Here is an 18,086-nt window from a genome sequence, read left to right on the forward strand (position 1 = left end):
CTGGCCAGGCGAAAGATGGCGATTGAAGCAGAGCGTGCGAAGGGCGCGGCGGTGCTCGTGTTGGATGCGGGCAATGCGCTCTTCAAGTTCCCCAACAGCACCGGAGACAAGAACGAGAAGGCGCGAGCGGAGCTCTTGCTCAAGCAGATGGACGCGATGGGCACCGTGGCCATGGCCGTGGGCGCGCGCGACCTGACGCTGGGGCTTAACTTCCTGCGCAACGGGGCCAAGGGCGCGAAGATGAAGCTCCTGTCCGCCAACCTGGTGGACAAGGAGGGCAAGCCCGTGTTCCCGGCCTCCACGGTGGCCACCGTGGGAGGGCTCAAGATCGGCGTGGTGGGAGCCTCGCCGGAGGGCACGCTGCCGGAGTCCAAGGGGCTGCCGGTGGGCCCGGCCGTGCTCGCCGAGGCCAGGCGCCTGCGCGAAAAGGAGAAGGTGGACGTGGTGGTGCTGCTCGCCGCGGTGCCCTACGAGGTGACGCGGCGGCTGGCCTCGCAGGCCGAGGGTGTGGACTTCGTCATGCAGTCCCACGAGGGCCGAGGCCCGGGCGTTGCCTACCGCGACGGCCTGGCCACCATGGTTCCTCCCGGGGAGCGGGGGCGCCAGGTGGCGCGCCTGGAACTGGCCGTGTCCGGCCCGGGCACGTTCCAGGACCTGGCCACCGCCGGTCAGGCCAAGGAGAGCCTGAAGAACCTGGAAGCCAACCTGAAACGGGCCAAGGAGCGGCTGGCGGCAACCAAGGACGAGGCTGCCCGGAAGGCACTCGAGGAGACGGTCGCCTCCTTCGAGGCCCGGCGGGCCGCCCTGCAGAAAGACGCGAAGCTCGACGCAACGGGGATGGCCCGTACGCATCAGTTGTCGTACATCCAGCTGGGGGCGGATAAGCCCTCGGATCCCGCCGTCCAGAAGCTGGTGGAGCGCATCGAGCCCCCGGGCTCGAGTGACCACGGACACCCACATTGAAGCAAGGCGGTCTTGTGCAGCACCCGGCGCGCCGTTATAAGCGCCGGCCACCTCAAACGCTGGACCTCCTCCCCAATGGTGGGGAGGGGCAAGGCGCACTGGAGATGTCGTCATGAAGCCTGAAGCGCACCCGGTCTACCCGCCCGCCCGCATCACCTGCGCGTGCGGCAACATCGTCGAGACCAAGTCCACGCGCGGCTCGTTCAGCGTGGAAATCTGCTCGAACTGCCACCCCTTCTTCACCGGTAAGTACAAGCTGCTCGACACGCAGGGCCGCGTCGACCGCTTCCGCAAGAAGTACGCCGCCACCAACGCCGCCAAGGACGCCGCGAAGGAGGCCGCCGCCGCTGGTGGCGAGGCCGCTGCCGCCGCTCCGGCCGCGGGCGCTGGCAAGAAGGGCAAGAAGGGCGAGGCGAAGGCGTAACGACGCCGTCGCTCAGTCCGTGCTGTCCCCGCCGAGCAGGGTGACGGAGGGCTTCCTCGGGAAGCGCTCCCGCCCTGCTCGCGGCCGTTTCAGGGGGTCAAGTTTTCGAGTGCTACAGATCGAAATTTGGACGTAGCACTCAGGTGACTGCACAGTCCGCCGCGTCAACGAAGTGCGAGACGGAGGCGAGATGTCCGCGGAAGCCACAGCGCTGAAGATTGCTGACCGCTCCTTGAGCGAGAGCCTGTTCGCGAAGGGCGATGCGTACCGGCTGTACCAGGGTGACAGCATCGAGCTGATGAACCAGTTCCCCGAGCAGCAGTTCGACATGGTGTTCGCGGATCCGCCCTACTTCCTGTCCAACGGCGGCTTCACGTGCAAGAGCGGCAAGCGGGCCTCGGTGCAGAAGGGCGCCTGGGACGTGTCGCGGGGCGTGGAGGAGGACCACCGCTTCACCACCGAGTGGCTCAAGGCCTGCCAGCGGGTGCTCAAGCCCACGGGCACGCTGTGGGTGAGCGGCACCCAGCACGTCATCTTCAACGTCGGCTTCGCGATGCAGAAGCTGGGCTTCAAGCTGCTGAACACGGTGACCTGGTACAAGCCGAACGCCAGCCCCAACCTGTCGTGCCGCTACTTCACGCACTCCACGGAGCTGCTCATCTGGGCGTCGCCGCGGCAGACGAAGACGCTGCAGCACACGTTCAACTACGCGCGGATGAAGGCGGAGAACGGCGGCAAGCAGATGCGCGACGTGTGGAACCTGCCGCGCACGGGCGAGGAGGAGCTGACGGCGGACGGCGCCGGGCGGATGTGGACGCAGATTGCGCCGCGCCGCGAGGAGAAGGCCTTCGGCAGCCACCCCACGCAGAAGCCGGTGGCGCTGCTGGAGCGCATCATCGAGGCGAGCACGCCGGAGGACGCGGCCATCCTGGACCCGTTCAACGGCAGCGGCACGAGCGGCGTGGCGTCGCTGAAGCTGGGCCGGCGCTACACGGGCATCGACCTGGATCCGAAGTACCTGGAGCTGACGAAGAAGCGCCTGGACGCCGTCGGCCGCTGAGCCTTGGAGGGGGGACCCATGACGATGAAGTGCCCGAAGTGTGGTCGCCCCATCGAGGCGACCGGTTTGCAGCCTGGCTCCAACGTCACCTGTGTATGCGGCAACGTGGTGGCGGTGCCGAAGAAGGGCATGAGCCGCACGCTGCTGTGGGTGCTCATCGCTGGAGGAGCGGTGGTGCTGGCCTGCCCATGCCTGGGCGTGCTGTCGGCGATCGCCATCCCCAACTTCATCCGGTACCAGGCGCGGGCGAAGCAGGCGGAGTGCAAGGCCAACCTGAAGTCCTTCTACATCGCCGCCCAGATGGCACAGGAGTCGGAGGGCAGCCAGGCGGACCTCTCCAAGCTGGGCTTCAACCCGGAGCGGGGCAACCGCTACGCGTACTTCCTGGGGCCGGGGGCCATGGAGGATCGCAGCGGCGCCCAGGCCACGGGCACGGAGGGGGCGCAGGCCATCGGCGTGGACACGTTCAAGTTCCCGACGGGGCGTGAGCTCACGTTCAGGGATCTGCCGCCGGAGGTGGCCTCTCAGGTCGGGGTCTCGGGCCAGTGCCCGGACTGCTCCATCACCATGGCCTGCGCGGGGGACGTCGACAACAACGCCCTGGATGCGCCGGACGTGTGGAGCATCTCCACCCGCGAACGGCAGGGCCCGCAGGGGGAGACCATTCTCGCGGGAGAGCCCTACAACCACGTGAACGACGTCACCTCGGACTGAGCCACGTCCGAGGGGGGGGCGCTGAGCGCCAGGGGTGCGTGCGGTGGATTCGCGCGACCGTCTCGGGTGCTGGACGGGTTGGACTGACTCGGGGTGTTCCTTCCCTCGGGTTCACAGGGGACCTGCATTGGCACGCGGCGTGCTCAGGCACTGCCGGCGATGCCGGGACCCCATGATCTCTTCGCTCGTTTCACCTTTGGCCAGCCGGAGCGGGCTGCGGCGGAGCTGCGCGCCATCCTGCCCGCCGAGGTGGCGTCTCAAGTGGACTGGTCCAGCCTGCGCCGCGAGTCCGGCAGCGTGGTGGACCCGGAGCTGAGAGAGAGCCAGAGCGACCTGCTGTTTTCGGCCCGGCTCCATGGCGGCCAGCCGCTGCTGCTCTACCTGCTGCTGGAGCACCAATCCTCGGTGGATCGGTGGATGGCGCTGAGGATGCTTCGCTATGTGGTGCGCCAGCTCGAGCACTGGCGGCAGGAGCACCCGGAGAGCGAGGTGTTGCCGCTGGTGATTCCCCTGGTCATGTACCACGGGCCAGAGGGAGCCTGGACCGCGCCGCGTCGCGTGGAGGAGCTGTTCCCGTTGCCGCGTGAGGGTCCCCAGGCAGAGCACTGGCGGGCGCTGGCACCGCGCTTCGAGTACCTGGTTGATGACCTGACGAGAGAGCGAGAAGAGGCGCTGAGGGCGCGTCCGGGGCCACCGCTTCCGCGCTTGACGCTGCTCATCCTGCGCTACGGGAGAACCGAGGAACTCGCCTGGAGGCTGGAGAGCTGGAAGGCCCTGTTCGCGGAGGTCTACGGAGAACCGGAAGGGCTCGAAAACCTGCGCGCGGTCGTCCGTTACCTGATGGAAGTGGGAGACGAGGCCACGCGCCAGGCAGTGAAGCGAGTGTTACATTCCGTGACGAGTGAGCAGCGAACGGAGGAACTCATGATGACCGTGGGGGAGAAGCTCATCGAGCAGGGCCGTCAGCAGGGGATTGCGCTGGGGCGCGCGGAAAGCGTGCTGAGGATTCTGACTCTTCGTGGCATCCCCGTGGACGAGAGTGCGCGCAAGCTCGTCCTGTCTTGTACGGACCTGGCGACTCTCGGCCAGTGGTTCGATCGGGCGCTGACTGCCACCCGTTTTTCGGATCTCATGGAAAGCCAGTGACGCCGAGCCTCACGCCCTCGCCAGGATGCCCTCGATGCCCTGGCGGGCGATGGGGTGGTAGCGCTCGGCGTACTTCTGGAAGATCTCCCGGGCCTTGCCCCGGTACTCCTTGGTGGAGTGCAGCGTGCTGTAGAGGGGCTTGAGGTACTTCATCCGTCCCACCTCGCCCAGGAACTGCTCGGTGCGCTCCAGCGCGGGCGCGTACTGGGCCCGCAGCGCCGCGATCAGCCAGGACAGCAGCACCTCCGAGTTGGTGCTCTTCGTGAACTGGAAGCGCTCGTCCAGCGCCCGGAGCGTGTCGCGCGGCGTGTCCGAGGGCAGCCACTCCAGGAAGAGCTGCCACTCGGCAGGCGTCCACGTCTTCACCTCCTCGCGCGAGGGCAGGGTGCCCTTGAGCCGCTGCAACTCCTCCAGCCGCCGCGAGCGGGGCGAGGGCGCGCTGTCCGGAATCCCCGGCTGGTGCAGGTAGGCCTCCCCGTTCACCTTGGCCAGCACTCCCGGCAGCTCGCGCTCGGTGAAGGCCACCCAGTCCTCGCTGGTGAGCGCCTTGAACCGGAACGTGTCGATGTACTTGCGCAGGTACGCGTCGAACGCTGGCCGCCCCACGGCCGTCTCCATCGCGCACAGCATCAGGTAGCCCTTCTCGTAGGGGATCTGCGAGAAGACGTCGTCCGGATCGATGCCCGTCAGGTGCGTGCGCAGCGCCGTGAGCTGCGGGTGCGCGCGGAAGTGCTCCAGCGCCGTCTCCAGCGAGCGGCGGCCCAGCGCGGCGTGCAGCGTGGCCATCTCCGGGCCCTCCAGCGCCTCGAGGATGCGGCGCTCGGCGAACACGGTGAAGCTCTCGTTGAGCCAGAAGTGCTCCGCGGAGGCGTTCGTCACCAGGTTGCCCGTCCACGAGTGGGCCAGCTCGTGCGCCACCACGTTCACCAGGCTCTTGTCCCCGGCCAGCAGCGTCGGCGTGAGGAACGTCAGCCGCGGGTTCTCCATGCCCCCGTAGGGGAACGAGGGCGGCATGGTGAGCAGATCGAACCGCTCCCAGTCATACGGGCCGAAGAGGGACTCGGCCACCCGCAGCATCTCGTCCACATCCTCGAACTCGGAGGCGGCGTCCTCCAGCAGCTCCGGCTCGGCCCACACCCGCGAGCGCGGCCCCAGATCCTTGGGCGCCAGGCTCCCCACCGCGAACGCCAGCAGGTACGGGGGAATGGGCTGGGGCATCTCGTAGTGCTCCACCGCCTCCACCCCGGGCTCCTCGCGGCGCACGAAGCCGGCCGCCATCACCGCCTTGAGCGCCTTGGGAATCGTCAGCGCCGCCGTGTACCGGATGCGGATGCGCGGCGTGTCCTGAAGCGGAATCACCGAGCGTGCGTGGATGGCCTGGCACTGGCTGAACAGGAACGGGTGCTGCCCGCCCGCCGTCTGCGAGGGCGTGAGCCACTGCAGGGCGCTGGCCTGCGGAGAGGTGCGATAGCGCACCGTGAGCTGGCGCAGCCCCGAGGGCAGCTCGATGCGCAGCCGGCTGCCGAGGATGGGCTCCGGGGACGACAGGGTGAAGGGCAGCGGCTTGCCCTGGGCGTCCACCACTGCACGAATGTCGAGTTCCCGGGTATCCAGATCCAGGGGCCCCGCGGACGCTTCCTTCAAGGTGAGGGTCACCTCCGCGTGCAGGCGGCGCGTCCGGAAGTCCACACGGGCCTTCCAGTCAAGGGTTTCGGTCTCGGGCTGCGTGGTGTCGTTGTACGAGTGTGGGTCGAGGCGGGGCATGGGCCAGAGGGTTGTAGTCGCAAGGGCGACCTGGTGGCGAGACTCTCGATTGACTTTCGGGTCAAACGCCGACATTTGTGCAGTCCCCTCATCCCTACAGGGAGCCTTTTTGATGAAGACGCGGATCCGCAAAGTGGCAGTGCTGGGCGCTGGCGTGATGGGCAGTGGCATCGCCGCGCACCTGGCCAACTCGGGCGTGCGCGCGCTGCTGCTGGACATCGTCCCGCCCAAGGCGGCGCCGGGCGAGGACACCTCCTCCAAGGCCTTCCGCAACAAGTTCGTGCTGGGGGCCCTGGCGAACATGCGCAAGCAGCGCCCCAGCCCCATCGTCTCCGAGCAGGTGTTCACCGCCATCGAGGTGGGCAACTTCGAGGACGACATGGCCCGCATCTCCGAGTGCGACTGGGTCATCGAGGTCGTCAAGGAGGACATGGCCGTCAAGCAGGCCCTGTTCGCCAAGGTGGAGCAGCACGCGCGCAAGGACGCCATCGTCAGCTCCAACACCTCGGGCCTCTCCATCGCCGGCATGCTCCAGGGCCGTGGCCCCGAGTTCCGCAAGCACTTCCTCGTCACGCACTTCTTCAACCCCGTGCGCTACATGAAGCTGCTGGAGCTGGTGGCCGGCCCCGAGACGGATCCCGAGGTGGTGCGCACCATCCACGGCTTTGGCGAGGCCGTGCTCGGCAAGGGCATCGTCTACGGCAAGGACACCACGAACTTCATCGCCAACCGCATCGGCGTGTACGGGATGATGAAGACCATCTCCGAGATGCGCGAGGCGGAGATGACGGTGGAGGAGGTGGACAAGATCTTTGGCCCGGCCATGGGGCGGCCCAAGTCCGCCGTCTTCCGCACCGCGGACATCGTCGGCCTGGACACCTTCATCCACGTGGCGAAGAACTGTTACGACACGCTCACCCAGGACGAGAAGCGTGACACGTTCGCCATCCCCGACTTCCTCCAGAAGATGGTGGAGAAGGGGCTGCTGGGCGACAAGAGCGGCTCGGGCTTCTACAAGAAGTCCAAGGGCGGCGGCGGGGACGGCGAGAAGGAGATCCTCGCGCTGGATCTGAAGACGCTCGACTACCGCTCGCAGAACAAGGTGCGCTTCGAGTCGCTGGGCGCCGCCAAGAACGTGGAGGACGTGCGCGAGCGCGTGGCCACGGTGATGAAGGGCCAGGACAAGGCCGCGAAGTTCGCCGAGCGCGTGACGCTGGACGTGCTGGCCTACTCCAGCCGCCGCATCCCCGAGATCGCCGACGACATCGTCAACATCGACCGCGGCGTGCGCTGGGGCTTCGGGTGGGACCTGGGCCCCTTCGAGACGTGGGACGCGTACGGCGTGAAGGCCGGCGTGGCGCGGATGAAGGAGCTGGGCATCCAGCCGGCCGCCTGGGTGGAGCAGATGCTGGCCTCCGGCCGCGAGTCCTTCTACGGCGTGCAGGACGGCCGGGACACGTACTGGGACATCCCCAGCAAGTCCGTGAAGCCGGTGCAGGAGAGCCCGCGCACCATGCGCGTGGAGTACCTCAAGCGCGGCAACAAGAAGATCACCGGCAACGACAGCGCCTCGCTGTGGGACATGGGCGACGGCGTCACGCTGCTCGAGTTCCACTCGAAGATGAACTCCATCGACGATGACATCATCGCGATGATGAACAAGGCCCTGGACGAGACGGAGAAGAACTTCCAGGGGCTCGTGATTGGCAACGACGGGGCGAACTTCTCGGCGGGCGCCAACATCATGGCGCTGCTGATGGCGGCCAAGAGCGACGAGTTCGAGGCCATCCGGAAGATGGCGGCGGCCTTCCAGGCGGCCAACCAGCGCATGCGCTACAGCGGCGTGCCGGTGGTGACGGCGCCCTTCAACCTCACCCTGGGCGGCGGCGCGGAGGTGACGATGGGCGGCAACGCCATCCAGGCCTCGGCCGAGCTGTACATGGGCCTGGTGGAGGTGGGCGTGGGCCTCATCCCCGGCGGCGGCGGCAACATGCAGCTGCTGCGCAACGTGTACGGCCCCTACGCCTCGGACAAGGACTTCGATCCGCTGCCCTTCCTCAAGAAGGTGTTCCTGTCCATCGGCACGGCGAAGGTGGCCACCAGCGCCGAGGAGGCTCGGGAGGCGGGCTTCCTGAAGGCCAGCGACGGCATCAGCGCCAACCGCGACTTCCTGCTCATGGACGCCAAGGCCCGGGTGCTGGGCATGGCGGCCTCGGGCTTCCAGCCGCCTCGGCCCACGCGCTTCCGGCTGCCGGGGCCCAGCGGCGCCGCCACCATCGACATGATGCTGTACGACATGCAGCTCAACAACCAGATCTCCGAGCACGACCGGAAGATCGGCCAGAAGCTGGCCCACGTGCTCACCGGTGGTGACACCAGCCCCACGGCGCTGGTCACCGAGGAGCGGCTGCTGGAACTGGAGCTGGAGGCCTTCCTGAGCCTCACGGGCGAGGCGAAGACGCAGGATCGGCTCATGCACATGCTGGAGAAGGGCAAGCCGCTGCGGAACTAGCGCGCGGCCTTTATCCAACGTTCCCAGAGCGATTCAGATGGAGACTTTGACTGCCTGGACGCTGTCCAGGCGAGGAGACGAAACATGGCCGGTCGAGTCGTGATTGCCAGCGCGGTGCGAACCCCGTTCACCCGCGCCCACAAGGGAGAGTTCAAGGACACGCGGCCGGACACGCTCGCCGCCCACGTCATCAAGGAGGCGGTGGCTCGGGTTCCCGGGCTGAAGCCGGAGGAAGTGGAGGACGTCATCCTCGGCTGCGCCATGCCGGAGGCCGAGCAGGGGATGAACGTCGCTCGCCAGGCCTCCCTGCTGGCGGGCCTGCCGGACACCGTTCCGGCGATGACGATCAACCGCTTCTGCTCGTCGGGCACCCAGTCGATCGCCCAGGCGGCGCAGGCGATCCAGGCGGGGATGCTCCAGGTGGCGGTCGCCGGTGGCACCGAGTCCATGACGATGGTGCCCATGGGCGGCAACAAGGTGAGCGCCAACCCGGAGATCATGGCCAAGCACCCGGAGGTGTACACCTCCATGGGCGCGACGGCGGAGAACATCGCCACCCGCTACAGCGTGACGCGCGCGGACGCGGACAAGTTCGCCTACGAGTCCCAGCGCCGGGCGGCCACGGCCCGTGAGCAGGGGAAGTTCAAGGAGGAGATCCTCCCGGTCACCACGACGGTGTACGACGACGACGGCAAGCCCAAGCAGGTGACCGTCACGTTCGACACCATCCTGCGGCCGGACACCACGCTGGAGGGCCTGGCGAAGCTGAAGCCGGCCTTCAACGCCAAGGGCGTGGTGACGGCGGGCAACGCGTCGCCGCTGACGGACGGCGCGGCGGCGGCGGTCGTCATGAGCGAGGAGAAGGCGAAGTCGCTCGGGGTGAAGCCGCTGGGCTACTTCCTGGACTACCAGGTGGCGGGCGTGCCGCCGGAGATCATGGGCATCGGGCCCATCCCGGCGGTGAAGAAGCTGCTGGCGAAGAACAAGCTCAAGGTCGAGGACATCGACGTCTTCGAGCTGAACGAGGCCTTCGCGGCGCAGGTGCTGCACTGCATCCGTGAGCTGGGCATCCCGCTGGACAAGGTGAACCCGAACGGCGGCGCCATCGCCCTGGGCCACCCGCTGGGCGTGTCCGGTGCGCGCATGGTGGCCACCATCCTGTACGAGCTGAAGCGCCGCAACGGCCGCTACGGCGTGGTCAGCATGTGCATCGGCGGCGGCATGGGCGCCGCGGCGCTCATCGAGCTGGCGAAGTAGTCCCCGACGCGAACATCCGTGTTGTTCTCTCGAAATGGCCTCTCCCAGCTGCTGGGAGGGGCCGTTTCTTCATGGAGGGAGTGTCCATGCGAACGCGGCAGTGGGTAACGGTGATGGCGCTGGTGCTGGGCGCGGTGTCGAGCCTGGGGTGCGGCTCGGCCCGGGACGACCAGATGCTGACCTATTACTACAAGGGCACCAACACGACCCGCTCTCCGGACGGGCAGATCACGGCCAGGGGGGAGACCCTGCTGCGCCGGGTCTTCGATGGGCCCCGGAACGAGATCATCGAGAACGTGCTCACCCGGGACGAGCAGCAGGTGGTTCAGGAGAGCACCCTGACGTTCCGGGTGTCGGGCTGGTCCATGGTGGATCCCACCACGGGCTTCTCGGGCGAGCTCAAGGGTGACCCGTGGGACTGGGTCCAGTGGACGGTCACGGGGACGCTGCCGAACGGCCTCACCGTTCAGAGCACCAGCAGCATCAGCGAGAACAAGGTCATCGTGGACATGCGCTTCCTGAGCGGAGAGACGCTCCAGTCCACCCTGCGGCACGAGCTGGCCGCCGTCCTGGCGAACAGCTACGACGACCAGCGCGCGCAGTGGCTGCCCGAGTAGCGGGGGCCGTGCTCAGTTGTTCGAGTAGAAGAGGCCGAGCTGCCCCGGCAGCCGCCGGAACTCCAGGGCGGGCATGTCGTCGCTGTTGTAGAAGGCGGGGGAGCGCGAGGAGAGCTCCTGGAGCGTCTCGTCGCCCATCAGCACCAGCCGCTCGAAGCCCGCCAGCCCGTCCTGGATGCCGATGGTCCCCAAGAGCGCCCGGCCTCCGTCGTAGCGCTGCATGAACAGCTCGCGCTGGTGGGGCTGGAGCGGCTCCACCGAGGCGATGACCGTCAGCCCGTTGCCGTACGCGGGGATGCCCTTCACGTGGGGGAACACCTCGCGGATGCCGTGGTAGAGCGAGGCCATGTCCGGCCCGAAGATGTGCTGCGCCAGCACGCCTCCGGGCTTCAGGCGGGAGCGGGCCAGGGCGTAGAACTCGCGGCTGAAGAGGCTCGAGGAGCCCGGCAGGTACGGGTCCGAGACGTTGATCGAGATGATGTCGTAGCGCTCGGTGGCCGTGGCCAGGAAGTGCCGCCCGTCGGTGACGTGGATCTGCACGCGCGGGTTGGAGAAGTAGTCGTGGTTGCCCGGGCTGAACAGCTTCGCGTGCTCCACGAGCGCCGGGACGATCTCCACCGCCTCGATGGAGCCCACCTCCGCCACGCGCGAGAAGGCGCCCGCGGTGATGCCGTAGCCCGAGCCGATGACCAGCGCCTTCTCCAGCTTCGGCGCGTAGAGGATGGGCAGGAAGGCCTGGGACTCCTGCACGTACTGCGTGCTGGCGTCTCCATAGAGGTAGACGAGGTCCGTCCGGTTGTTCAGCACGCGCAGCTTGCTGTCATCCACGCGCACCACGCTGAAGATGCCGTGGGCGTCCTCGGTCCGGACGATGGCCTTCTCGGCATCCACCACCGGCGGCACCTCGAGGCTCTTGGGCGCGATGATGGCCAGGAAGCCGAGCACCGCCACTCCGCCGAGCGCATGGTCCGCGAGCTTGAACTGGGGACGGAACGCGTACGCCAGCCCCGCCAGGGCGATCAGCAGCAGCACGGAGTTGAAGGCGATGAGGCCGTTGGAGCCGATGAGGTTGATGAGGATGTAGCCGCTCGCCAGCGAGCCCACGAGGCTGGCCAGCGTGTTCATGCCGTACACCAGCCCCACCCAGCTGGCCCCGTTCGTCACTCCGGCGGGCCGCGCCGCGAGCGTCAGCGGGAAGATGAGCCCGAGCGTCGTCGCCGGGAACACCACCATCAGCAGGATGAAGAGGACCACCAGCCCCGGCTCCTTGGGCTGGAAGGCCGAGCGCTCCAGCAGCAGCGCGGCCGAGAAGGAGATCAGCGTCAGCGAGCACGCGTACAGCAGGATGCGCCACAGCGGCGTGGACCCGCGTAGCATGGCGCTGCTCATGCGCGCCGCCTGGCCCATGAAGAGCAGGATGATGGCCAGGGTGATGCTCGTCACGTAGATGCGGTTGCCGAAGCACAGTGACAGGAAGCGCGTCCAGGTGATCTCGCAGGAGAGCGCGACGAAGCCCGAGAAGATGGCGAGCGCCAGCATCAGCGGGCGGCTGAGCATCCGCCCCTCGGCGGTGTCGGCAGCGCTGGGGGCGGGTTCCTCGACGGCGGCCTCGGTGGCGGGCGGGAAGAAGCGGTTGGTCAGCAGGGCGACGGCGAAGATGAGGACGTTGATCGCCGTGGCGACCGCTCCGGCTCGGATGCAGCCAAAGTAGTAGATGAGGAAGAAGCTGGAGATGATGCTCCCCGTGGCCGCGCCGATGGTGTTGATGCCGTAGAGGGCGGACACCTGCCGGCGGTCCGGGACGAGCTGGCTCAACAGCGGCAGCGTCATCCCCATGAGCACCGTGGGAACGCCGATGAGCGCCAGGCACACCGTCACCTGCGCGGCCATCCGCGACACCAGCGGCGCCGTGGGCGAGCCGGACATCGACAGGTAGAAGTCCTGGTGGGTGAAGAGCGTCCAGGTGACGAGCAGCGCGCTGAGCCCCACCAGCAGCTCCACCGTGCCGTAGGCCGCCAGCGGGCTCTGGGCCAGCTTCCGGCCGTTCTTCAGCAGCCGGGACATGGCCAGGCTCCCCAGCGCCAGCCCGAGCATGAAGACGGTGATGACGCTGGCCATCGAGTAGATGGTGCTGCCGAGGATGATGCTGAAGCCGCGCAGCCAGATGATCTGGAAGATGAGCGACGTCATCCCCGTGCAGAACAGGAGCGCGCACAGGAAGCGGAAGCGAGAACGGCTGAGTGTGGCGGGAGCGTCGTTCATGGCGTCTCAGTGGCGGCGAGCCGGGAGTAGGGGGCGAGCGTGCGGACCCGCTCGATGTACTTGTGGGCCTCGGTCTTGTCACCTCTCTGGAGGGCCAGACGCGCGAGCGCCTCGGCCACGGCGAGGTCCGAGGGGTTGTAGCGGCTGGCTTCTTCCAGGAGCCCCCGGGCCTTCTCGGGCTCCAGCGGAGGCTGCACCTTCGCGGCGAGCCCCAGCACCTGCGCCATCCACACGGCGGAGGCGTGGTGGCGGGGGTACACCTCGAGCGCTCGCCGGAAGTCGGCCGTCAGGGGCTCGGCATTCGCCAGCACCTCCGCCGGGGGGCGGGCGCCGAACCGGTCGAGCGCCTGGACACCTTGGAGGAAGAGCTGATCCGCTTCGTGGATGCGTTGGGCCTCTTCGGTCAGCGACTGCAAATCCTGGCTCGGCGGGGCGCCGTCCTTCACGTGGGCGAAGACGGAGCCCGGCGGGTACGAGATGATCTGCCGGACGGCGGAGTCGATCTCGGCGGGCGGCTCCTGGGGGAGGAAGTCCAGCACGGGGTTCATGTCCCGGTTCACCATCGGCACGCGCTCGGCGATGTCCTTCAGACGGTCCGGACCCGCGCGGAAGCTGGCGAAGAAGAGCCCCGGCGAGTCCCAGCCGAACGCGCTCAGGTCCTCTCGCGCCACCCGCTCGTACTTCTGCCGCCAGGCCGCCAGGTCGATGGTCGCCTCGTCCCGGAAGCCGATGAGGAAGGCCTCCTGCGTGTTGAGGCCCAGCGGCAGCCACAGCAGGCTCTGGGGGAAGACCTGCTGGAAGGTCTTCAGGATGACCATCGCCTTGGTGGTGCCCGAGTTGAGCGGCAGCCAGGCGAGCGCCACGCCTCCGGGGCGGAGGTGCCGGCGCGCCTCGCGGAAGTGCTCCTCCGTGTAGAGCCGGAGGCTGCCCTCGCTGGCGAGGATCATCGAGTCCGACATGATGACGTCGTACTGCTCCGGGCTCATCTTCAGGAAGTGCCGGCCGTCCATCACGTCCACGCGCACGTTGGGCTTGCTGCTCGCGTGCTCGTTGAGGGCGCCGAAGTACTGCTCGGCCATGGGGACCATGTTCTCGTCGAGCTCGACGAGGTGGAGCAGCTCCGGCTGGTAGAGCAGCAGGGTGCGCGCGAGCTCTCCCACGCCGTAGCCAATCTCCAGCACCCGCTGCGGGTTCGGGTGGACGAGCATGGGCAGGTGCGCCTGGAGCTTCTGGGTCTGCCGCCGCGCGGGCACCGTCTCGCCGGACTGGAAGGGCCCACCCAGCAGGACGCGCTCGCCCTGGGGGTTCTCGGCCACGAGCACCGGCTGCAGGCTGCTCTCCTGCTGCGCGATGATGCGGAAGTCGGGGCGGAGGCTGACGTGCTCGTAGTAGCGGGTGAGCCAGTCGCTGCTGAACCAGACCCCCAGCCCGACCACCGCGAGCCCCACGCCCGTCCCCAGCCATCGGGTGCTCAGCGGGCGGAGCGAGAAGCCCGCAACGCCCGCGGCGATGGCGAGGTTGAGCCCCGCGACAAGCAGGAGGCTGCCCGAGGTGCCAATCACGGGGAAGAGGACGAAGCCGGTCAGGAACGAGCCCAGCACCGAGCCGATGGTGTTGGCCGAGTAGATGCTGCCGACGGTCCGGCCGAGCAGGCGCAGCGGCCCCGCGTGGAGCTTGCCCGCCAGGGGGAAGAGGCCGCCCAGCAGCAGGGTCATGACGAAGAGGATGAGGAAGCCCGCGACCATGCTGACCGTCCGGTTCCCCGCTCCGCTGATCAGGGACAGCAGCGGCAGGCTGAGCAGCCCGAGGAAGCCCAGCACGGCTTCGAAGACCACGAACAGCCTGAGGTCGCTCAGGCCGGCGGGGCTCCAGCGGCTGAAGGCCAGGCTGCCGAGGCTGATGCCCAGCAGGTACACGGACAGGACGCAGGCGAACGTGGTGAGCCGGCCCAGCAGGAGGAAGTCGAGCAGGCGGAACCAGATGACCTCGTACGCCAGCGCGCAGAAGCCGGAGAGGGCGAAGGCGGGCAGGAGGATGCGGCCGTCGAGCGTCTCTCCCCGCTCTGGAGGAAGGGGAGGGGCCGCGGGAGCCTCGGTGTCGGCACGCCGCGCGGAGATCTCCCGGCGGGCCAGGAGCAGGGCCGCGGCGCCCGTGACGGCATTGAGCGCGAGCGCGAGGTGATAGCCGGCCTCGTAGCCCAGCACCCACACCAGCGCGATCATCAGGATGGAGCCCGCGGCGGCTCCCAGGGTGTTGATGGAGTAGAGCTGGCCCAGCTGGGCCTTCAGCCCTTTGTCACGGTCCACCACGTACCGGGCGAGCACGGGCAGGGTGCCCCCGATGAGCGTGGCGGTGAGCGAGACGAAGACGAAGGCGATGAGGAAGACGAGCCACTTGACCGTGGCCTGTGGTGCCCAGGCGTAGAGGGCCGAGTAGAGCGCTTCGATGTGGCGGAAGGCGTAGAACGCGATGAGCCCGCTGAAGACTACGCCTAGCTCCAGCAGTCCATAGGTGCGCAGCGGCCGGGTCTGCCGGTCCGCGAGCCTGCCGAAGAGGTACGCGCCCAGCCCCATGCCGAGCATGAACGCCGTGATGACGGCGGTGACGCTGTGGGAGGTGCCCCCGAGCAGGTACGTGAAGATGCGCGTCCAGAGGACCTCGAAGAGGATCCCCGAGAGGCCCGAGACGAAGAAGAGACGCAGCACCCAATGCTGCGCGGTGGGGACGGGGGCGGCCATGTGGGTCAGGCGAGGATGCCACAGGAGAAGGCTCCTCCGCCCGGCTGGTTGCTGGGCATTCGTGGGCCTCTCCCGAAACAGGGCTGTATCGGGGGCGTGGGGGCATCTCCATTCCCGATGGGGCACATCAAAACAATTCGCTGCCGTGGGGGGCGCCCAGGAAGCACCTTTACAGGCAAGGAAGCGGGAGGTGCCCAGTGACGGATTCCAGCTCGTGGCGCAGGTTCGCGGCTCGGCTCGGGGTGGAGCACTCGATCATCCAGGCTCCCATGGGCGGAGGAATCACCACGCCCGAGCTGGTCGCCGAGGTCTCGAATGCCGGGGCGCTGGGCTCCATCGGAGCTTCCTATCTGCCTCCCGAGGAGCTCATCCGGCAGGCGCGAGCGGTACGCGCGCTCACGCAGCGCCCGTTCGCCATCAACCTGTTCGCTCCCGTGAGCGCGGAGACGAAGGTCGATCCGGCTCCCATGCTGGAGCGCCTGGCGCGCTACCACCAGCAGCTCGGCTTGCCGGCGCCCCAGGTGACGGCGACCGCGCTTCCCGACTTCTTCGAGCAGGTCGAGGCGGTGCTCGAGTCCGGTCCGACGCTCTTCAGCTTCACGTTCGGCATTCCCCCGGCCCGCGTGCTCGAGTCGTTCAAGTCGAAGGGCATCCTGGTGGCGGGAACGGCCACGAGCGTCCAGGAGGCTCGGCAGCTCGAGGCGGCGGGGGTGGACTTCATCGTCGCCCAGGGCGCGGAGGCGGGGGGCCATCGAGGCACCTTCGCCGTTCCGTTCGAGGCCGGCCTGGTCGGGACGATGGCGCTCGTTCCCCAGGTCGTCGACGCCGTGCGGCTGCCGGTCATCGCGAGCGGAGGAATCATGGACGGCCGTGGCATCGTGGCCTCGCGCGTGCTCGGGGCGAGCGGCGTGCAGCTCGGCACGGCCTTCATGACGTGTCGCGAGGCAGGCACCGCGCCGGCCCACAAGGCCGCGCTGCGCTCGGCGCGGGATGATGCGACACGGATCACCCGCGCTTTCACGGGCCGCCCGGGCCGCATGATCTCCAACGAGTTCATCGAGGCGCTTGCGGGCAGCGAGGCCATCCTCCCATTCCCCGCGCAGCACTACGCCACGGTGGCCTTGAGGGGCGCGGCGGCGAAGCAGGGAGAGACGCGCTTCATGGCGCTCTGGGCGGGCCAGGCGGCGTCGCTGACGCGCGACATGTCCGCCGCGGAGCTCGTTCGGGCCCTGGTCGCCGAGTCCGAAGGAGCCGCCGCGTCGGCCCTGCGCGAGTCGCACTCCTGACGTCGAGAGCGGGCGGGGTAGAATCCCCCCATGCGCTTCCAGCCACCCTGGAGTGGGGCCTTTCGCCTCCAGACCTTCGTCCACCGCACACCCGAGGCCCTGCCGCCCGATGCGGTCGAGTCCATCCGGTCAGCCATCCTGGGCTCCTCGCTGCTCGGAGCGAGCAACCTGACGGAGCAGTTCTCGGGCACCTATGGCTTCTCCATCTCCTTCCGGCGCGAGGCCCTGGCCGAGGTGACGGCCCGGTTCCCCGCCTTCGCTCCCTTCCTCGAGGCCGCGCTCCTGCCGGACTGCAATGCGTTCCTGCTCAACCCGCTCCTCATCCAGAACGGACGCGGCGTGGGGGCGCACATCGATCGAAGCCTGAACTTCTATGGAGAGAGCATCGGCTGCCCGCTCGCCGTGAGCGTCCTCTATGTCCAGGTGCCGGAGCACCTCGCGGGAGGAGAGCTGCGGCTCTATCACCGTGGCAGGCGTGTGGCGGCACTGTCCCCCATGCCGAGAGCCCTGGTGACGTTCCGAGGGGACATGATGCACGAGGTGGCGGCGGTCGAGGCCGGAGCCCCGGAGCTCTCGGGGGCACGCATCAGCCTGGTGGTCGAGCAGTACCGCGTGCCCGAGGCCCTGAAGGCGGAGGTGCCTCACTTCCAGGTGCGCAACCGGACGGGAGCGCTGGCATGAGCGAGCTGGTGATGGACAGGTGGATGCCTCAGTCGCCGGAGGAGCTCTTCACGGCCTTCGAGGATCCGTTCCGGCTGCGGCGGTGGTACGGCGCGCCTCCGGGCTGCCACCGCCTCGGGGCGGATGGCAACGTGGCGCCGGGCGAGCCGTTTCGAGTGGAGCTGATCGACGCGCAGGGAGCCCGCTTCGCGCAGCTGGGCCGCGTCCTGTCCGTGGTGCCGGGCGAAGAGCTCGTGATGGAGATGGCCTGGGAAGGAGGAGACTTTGGTCCGGAGACGACGCGCGTCTCGCTCACCTTCCAGCCCGTGGATGGAGGCACGCGGCTCGAGTTGCTGCAGGGCCCGTTCTCGAGTCCCGAGGCGCTCGAAGCGCACCGTGCCTACTGGAACGCGAACCTGGCGCGGCTGGCCCGGGTCGCCGCCGGGGAAGCCGTGCCCTGCTTCGAGGAGTTCTGGGAGGAGTCGCTCGGCTTTGGCGATCCGCTCGGCATGGCCGCCTACGCCGTGCTCGCTGGCATCCGGGAGGCCGGTGCACCGCCCGAGGTCATCTCCCAGCTCGAGGAGACGCTCTACAGCCACCTCGCTCGCCTGCCGGAGGACACGGCGGGGGTGCTGGGGGCGGTGCTCCGCTGGCGGCTCAAGGAGCTCTCCTCTCCCTGAGCC

General features: G+C 68.4%; 13 protein-coding genes and 1 pseudogene. 11 read left to right on the plus strand and 3 right to left on the minus strand.

What is annotated here, in order from left to right; genetic code table 11:
* Positions 1-15: 15 nt before the first annotated feature.
* The 5 genes and pseudogenes from KY572_RS17195 to KY572_RS17215 all read left to right on the plus strand — a co-directional run bounded on the left by KY572_RS17195 (position 16) and on the right by KY572_RS17215 (position 4,307).
* Entirely contained in the window at positions 16-963 is a 948-nt protein-coding gene (locus tag KY572_RS17195) for a bifunctional UDP-sugar hydrolase/5'-nucleotidase (protein ID WP_224243794.1), read from the plus strand.
* A gap of 112 nt (positions 964-1,075) precedes the next feature.
* Positions 1,076-1,291, plus strand: a pseudogene (gene rpmE / locus KY572_RS17200) (50S ribosomal protein L31); the annotation flags it as partial.
* Between the two features lie 286 nt (positions 1,292-1,577).
* Positions 1,578-2,447, plus strand: a complete 870-nt coding sequence (locus KY572_RS17205) for a DNA-methyltransferase (RefSeq protein WP_224243795.1) — start codon at positions 1,578-1,580, stop codon at positions 2,445-2,447.
* A gap of 18 nt (positions 2,448-2,465) precedes the next feature.
* The gene (locus tag KY572_RS17210) at positions 2,466-3,161 is read left to right on the plus strand and encodes a fimbrial protein (RefSeq protein ID WP_224243796.1); all 696 of its coding nucleotides are present in this window, start codon (positions 2,466-2,468) and stop codon (positions 3,159-3,161) included.
* A gap of 159 nt (positions 3,162-3,320) precedes the next feature.
* Positions 3,321-4,307 (plus strand): Rpn family recombination-promoting nuclease/putative transposase, encoded by a 987-nt coding sequence (locus KY572_RS17215; protein WP_224243797.1) that lies wholly within the window; start codon positions 3,321-3,323, stop codon positions 4,305-4,307.
* Between the two features lie 9 nt (positions 4,308-4,316).
* Here KY572_RS17215 and KY572_RS17220 read toward each other — a convergent pair whose 3' ends face one another.
* Positions 4,317-6,071 carry a M1 family metallopeptidase gene (locus KY572_RS17220; RefSeq protein ID WP_224243798.1) on the minus strand — a complete coding sequence of 585 codons (1,755 nt, stop codon included), beginning with the start codon at positions 6,069-6,071 and terminating at the stop codon, positions 4,317-4,319.
* A gap of 112 nt (positions 6,072-6,183) precedes the next feature.
* Here KY572_RS17220 and KY572_RS17225 point away from each other — a divergent pair, with 112 nt between their 5' ends.
* The 3 genes from KY572_RS17225 to KY572_RS17235 all read left to right on the plus strand — a co-directional run bounded on the left by KY572_RS17225 (position 6,184) and on the right by KY572_RS17235 (position 10,457).
* The gene (locus KY572_RS17225; protein ID WP_224243799.1) at positions 6,184-8,583 is read left to right on the plus strand and encodes a 3-hydroxyacyl-CoA dehydrogenase/enoyl-CoA hydratase family protein; all 2,400 of its coding nucleotides are present in this window, start codon (positions 6,184-6,186) and stop codon (positions 8,581-8,583) included.
* Between the two features lie 84 nt (positions 8,584-8,667).
* Positions 8,668-9,840: a thiolase family protein gene (locus KY572_RS17230; protein ID WP_224243800.1), complete on the plus strand. Its 1,173-nt coding sequence runs from the start codon at positions 8,668-8,670 to the stop codon at positions 9,838-9,840.
* 86 nt (positions 9,841-9,926) lie between these two features.
* Positions 9,927-10,457 carry a hypothetical protein gene (locus tag KY572_RS17235; protein ID WP_224243801.1) on the plus strand — a complete coding sequence of 177 codons (531 nt, stop codon included), beginning with the start codon at positions 9,927-9,929 and terminating at the stop codon, positions 10,455-10,457.
* Between the two features lie 12 nt (positions 10,458-10,469).
* On the opposite strand, the gene KY572_RS17240 is transcribed toward KY572_RS17235, so the two are convergent.
* On the minus strand, positions 10,470-12,719 hold the full coding sequence (locus KY572_RS17240; RefSeq protein ID WP_224243802.1) for a fused MFS/spermidine synthase: 2,250 nt from the start codon (positions 12,717-12,719) through the stop codon (positions 10,470-10,472).
* Positions 12,716-15,457, minus strand: coding sequence for a fused MFS/spermidine synthase (locus tag KY572_RS17245; protein WP_224243803.1), 2,742 nt, complete (start codon positions 15,455-15,457; stop codon positions 12,716-12,718). Before KY572_RS17245 ends, KY572_RS17240 begins: the two co-directional genes overlap by 4 nt.
* 197 nt (positions 15,458-15,654) lie before the next feature.
* On the opposite strand from KY572_RS17245, the gene KY572_RS17250 reads away from it, so the two are divergent.
* Genes KY572_RS17250 through KY572_RS17260 form a run of 3 tightly spaced genes read left to right on the plus strand, consistent with a single transcriptional unit; the run spans position 15,655 to position 18,083 of the window.
* On the plus strand, positions 15,655-16,743 hold the full coding sequence (locus tag KY572_RS17250; protein ID WP_224243805.1) for an NAD(P)H-dependent flavin oxidoreductase: 1,089 nt from the start codon (positions 15,655-15,657) through the stop codon (positions 16,741-16,743).
* Between the two features lie 30 nt (positions 16,744-16,773).
* Positions 16,774-17,424, plus strand: coding sequence for a 2OG-Fe(II) oxygenase (locus KY572_RS17255; RefSeq protein WP_224243807.1), 651 nt, complete (start codon positions 16,774-16,776; stop codon positions 17,422-17,424).
* Positions 17,421-18,083 carry an SRPBCC family protein gene (locus tag KY572_RS17260; RefSeq protein WP_224243808.1) on the plus strand — a complete coding sequence of 221 codons (663 nt, stop codon included), beginning with the start codon at positions 17,421-17,423 and terminating at the stop codon, positions 18,081-18,083. Before KY572_RS17255 ends, KY572_RS17260 begins: the two co-directional genes overlap by 4 nt.
* Positions 18,084-18,086 lie beyond the last annotated feature (3 nt).

This window comes from Hyalangium gracile (assembly GCF_020103725.1).
Taxonomy (GTDB): Bacteria; Myxococcota; Myxococcia; order Myxococcales; family Myxococcaceae; genus Hyalangium; species Hyalangium gracile.

Coding starts and splice junctions, on each gene's coding strand:
- KY572_RS17215 (WP_224243797.1), top strand. CDS start 3,321: ATGCCGGGACCCCATGATCTCTTCGCTCGTTTCACCTTTGGCCAGCCG.
- KY572_RS17255 (WP_224243807.1), top strand. CDS start 16,774: ATGCGCTTCCAGCCACCCTGGAGTGGGGCCTTTCGCCTCCAGACCTTC.
- KY572_RS17195 (WP_224243794.1), top strand. CDS start 16: ATGGCGATTGAAGCAGAGCGTGCGAAGGGCGCGGCGGTGCTCGTGTTG.
- KY572_RS17220 (WP_224243798.1), bottom strand. CDS start 6,071: ATGCCCCGCCTCGACCCACACTCGTACAACGACACCACGCAGCCCGAG.
- KY572_RS17235 (WP_224243801.1), top strand. CDS start 9,927: ATGCGAACGCGGCAGTGGGTAACGGTGATGGCGCTGGTGCTGGGCGCG.
- KY572_RS17230 (WP_224243800.1), top strand. CDS start 8,668: ATGGCCGGTCGAGTCGTGATTGCCAGCGCGGTGCGAACCCCGTTCACC.
- KY572_RS17205 (WP_224243795.1), top strand. CDS start 1,578: ATGTCCGCGGAAGCCACAGCGCTGAAGATTGCTGACCGCTCCTTGAGC.
- KY572_RS17245 (WP_224243803.1), bottom strand. CDS start 15,457: ATGGCCGCCCCCGTCCCCACCGCGCAGCATTGGGTGCTGCGTCTCTTC.
- KY572_RS17240 (WP_224243802.1), bottom strand. CDS start 12,719: ATGAACGACGCTCCCGCCACACTCAGCCGTTCTCGCTTCCGCTTCCTG.
- KY572_RS17210 (WP_224243796.1), top strand. CDS start 2,466: ATGACGATGAAGTGCCCGAAGTGTGGTCGCCCCATCGAGGCGACCGGT.
- KY572_RS17225 (WP_224243799.1), top strand. CDS start 6,184: ATGAAGACGCGGATCCGCAAAGTGGCAGTGCTGGGCGCTGGCGTGATG.
- KY572_RS17260 (WP_224243808.1), top strand. CDS start 17,421: ATGAGCGAGCTGGTGATGGACAGGTGGATGCCTCAGTCGCCGGAGGAG.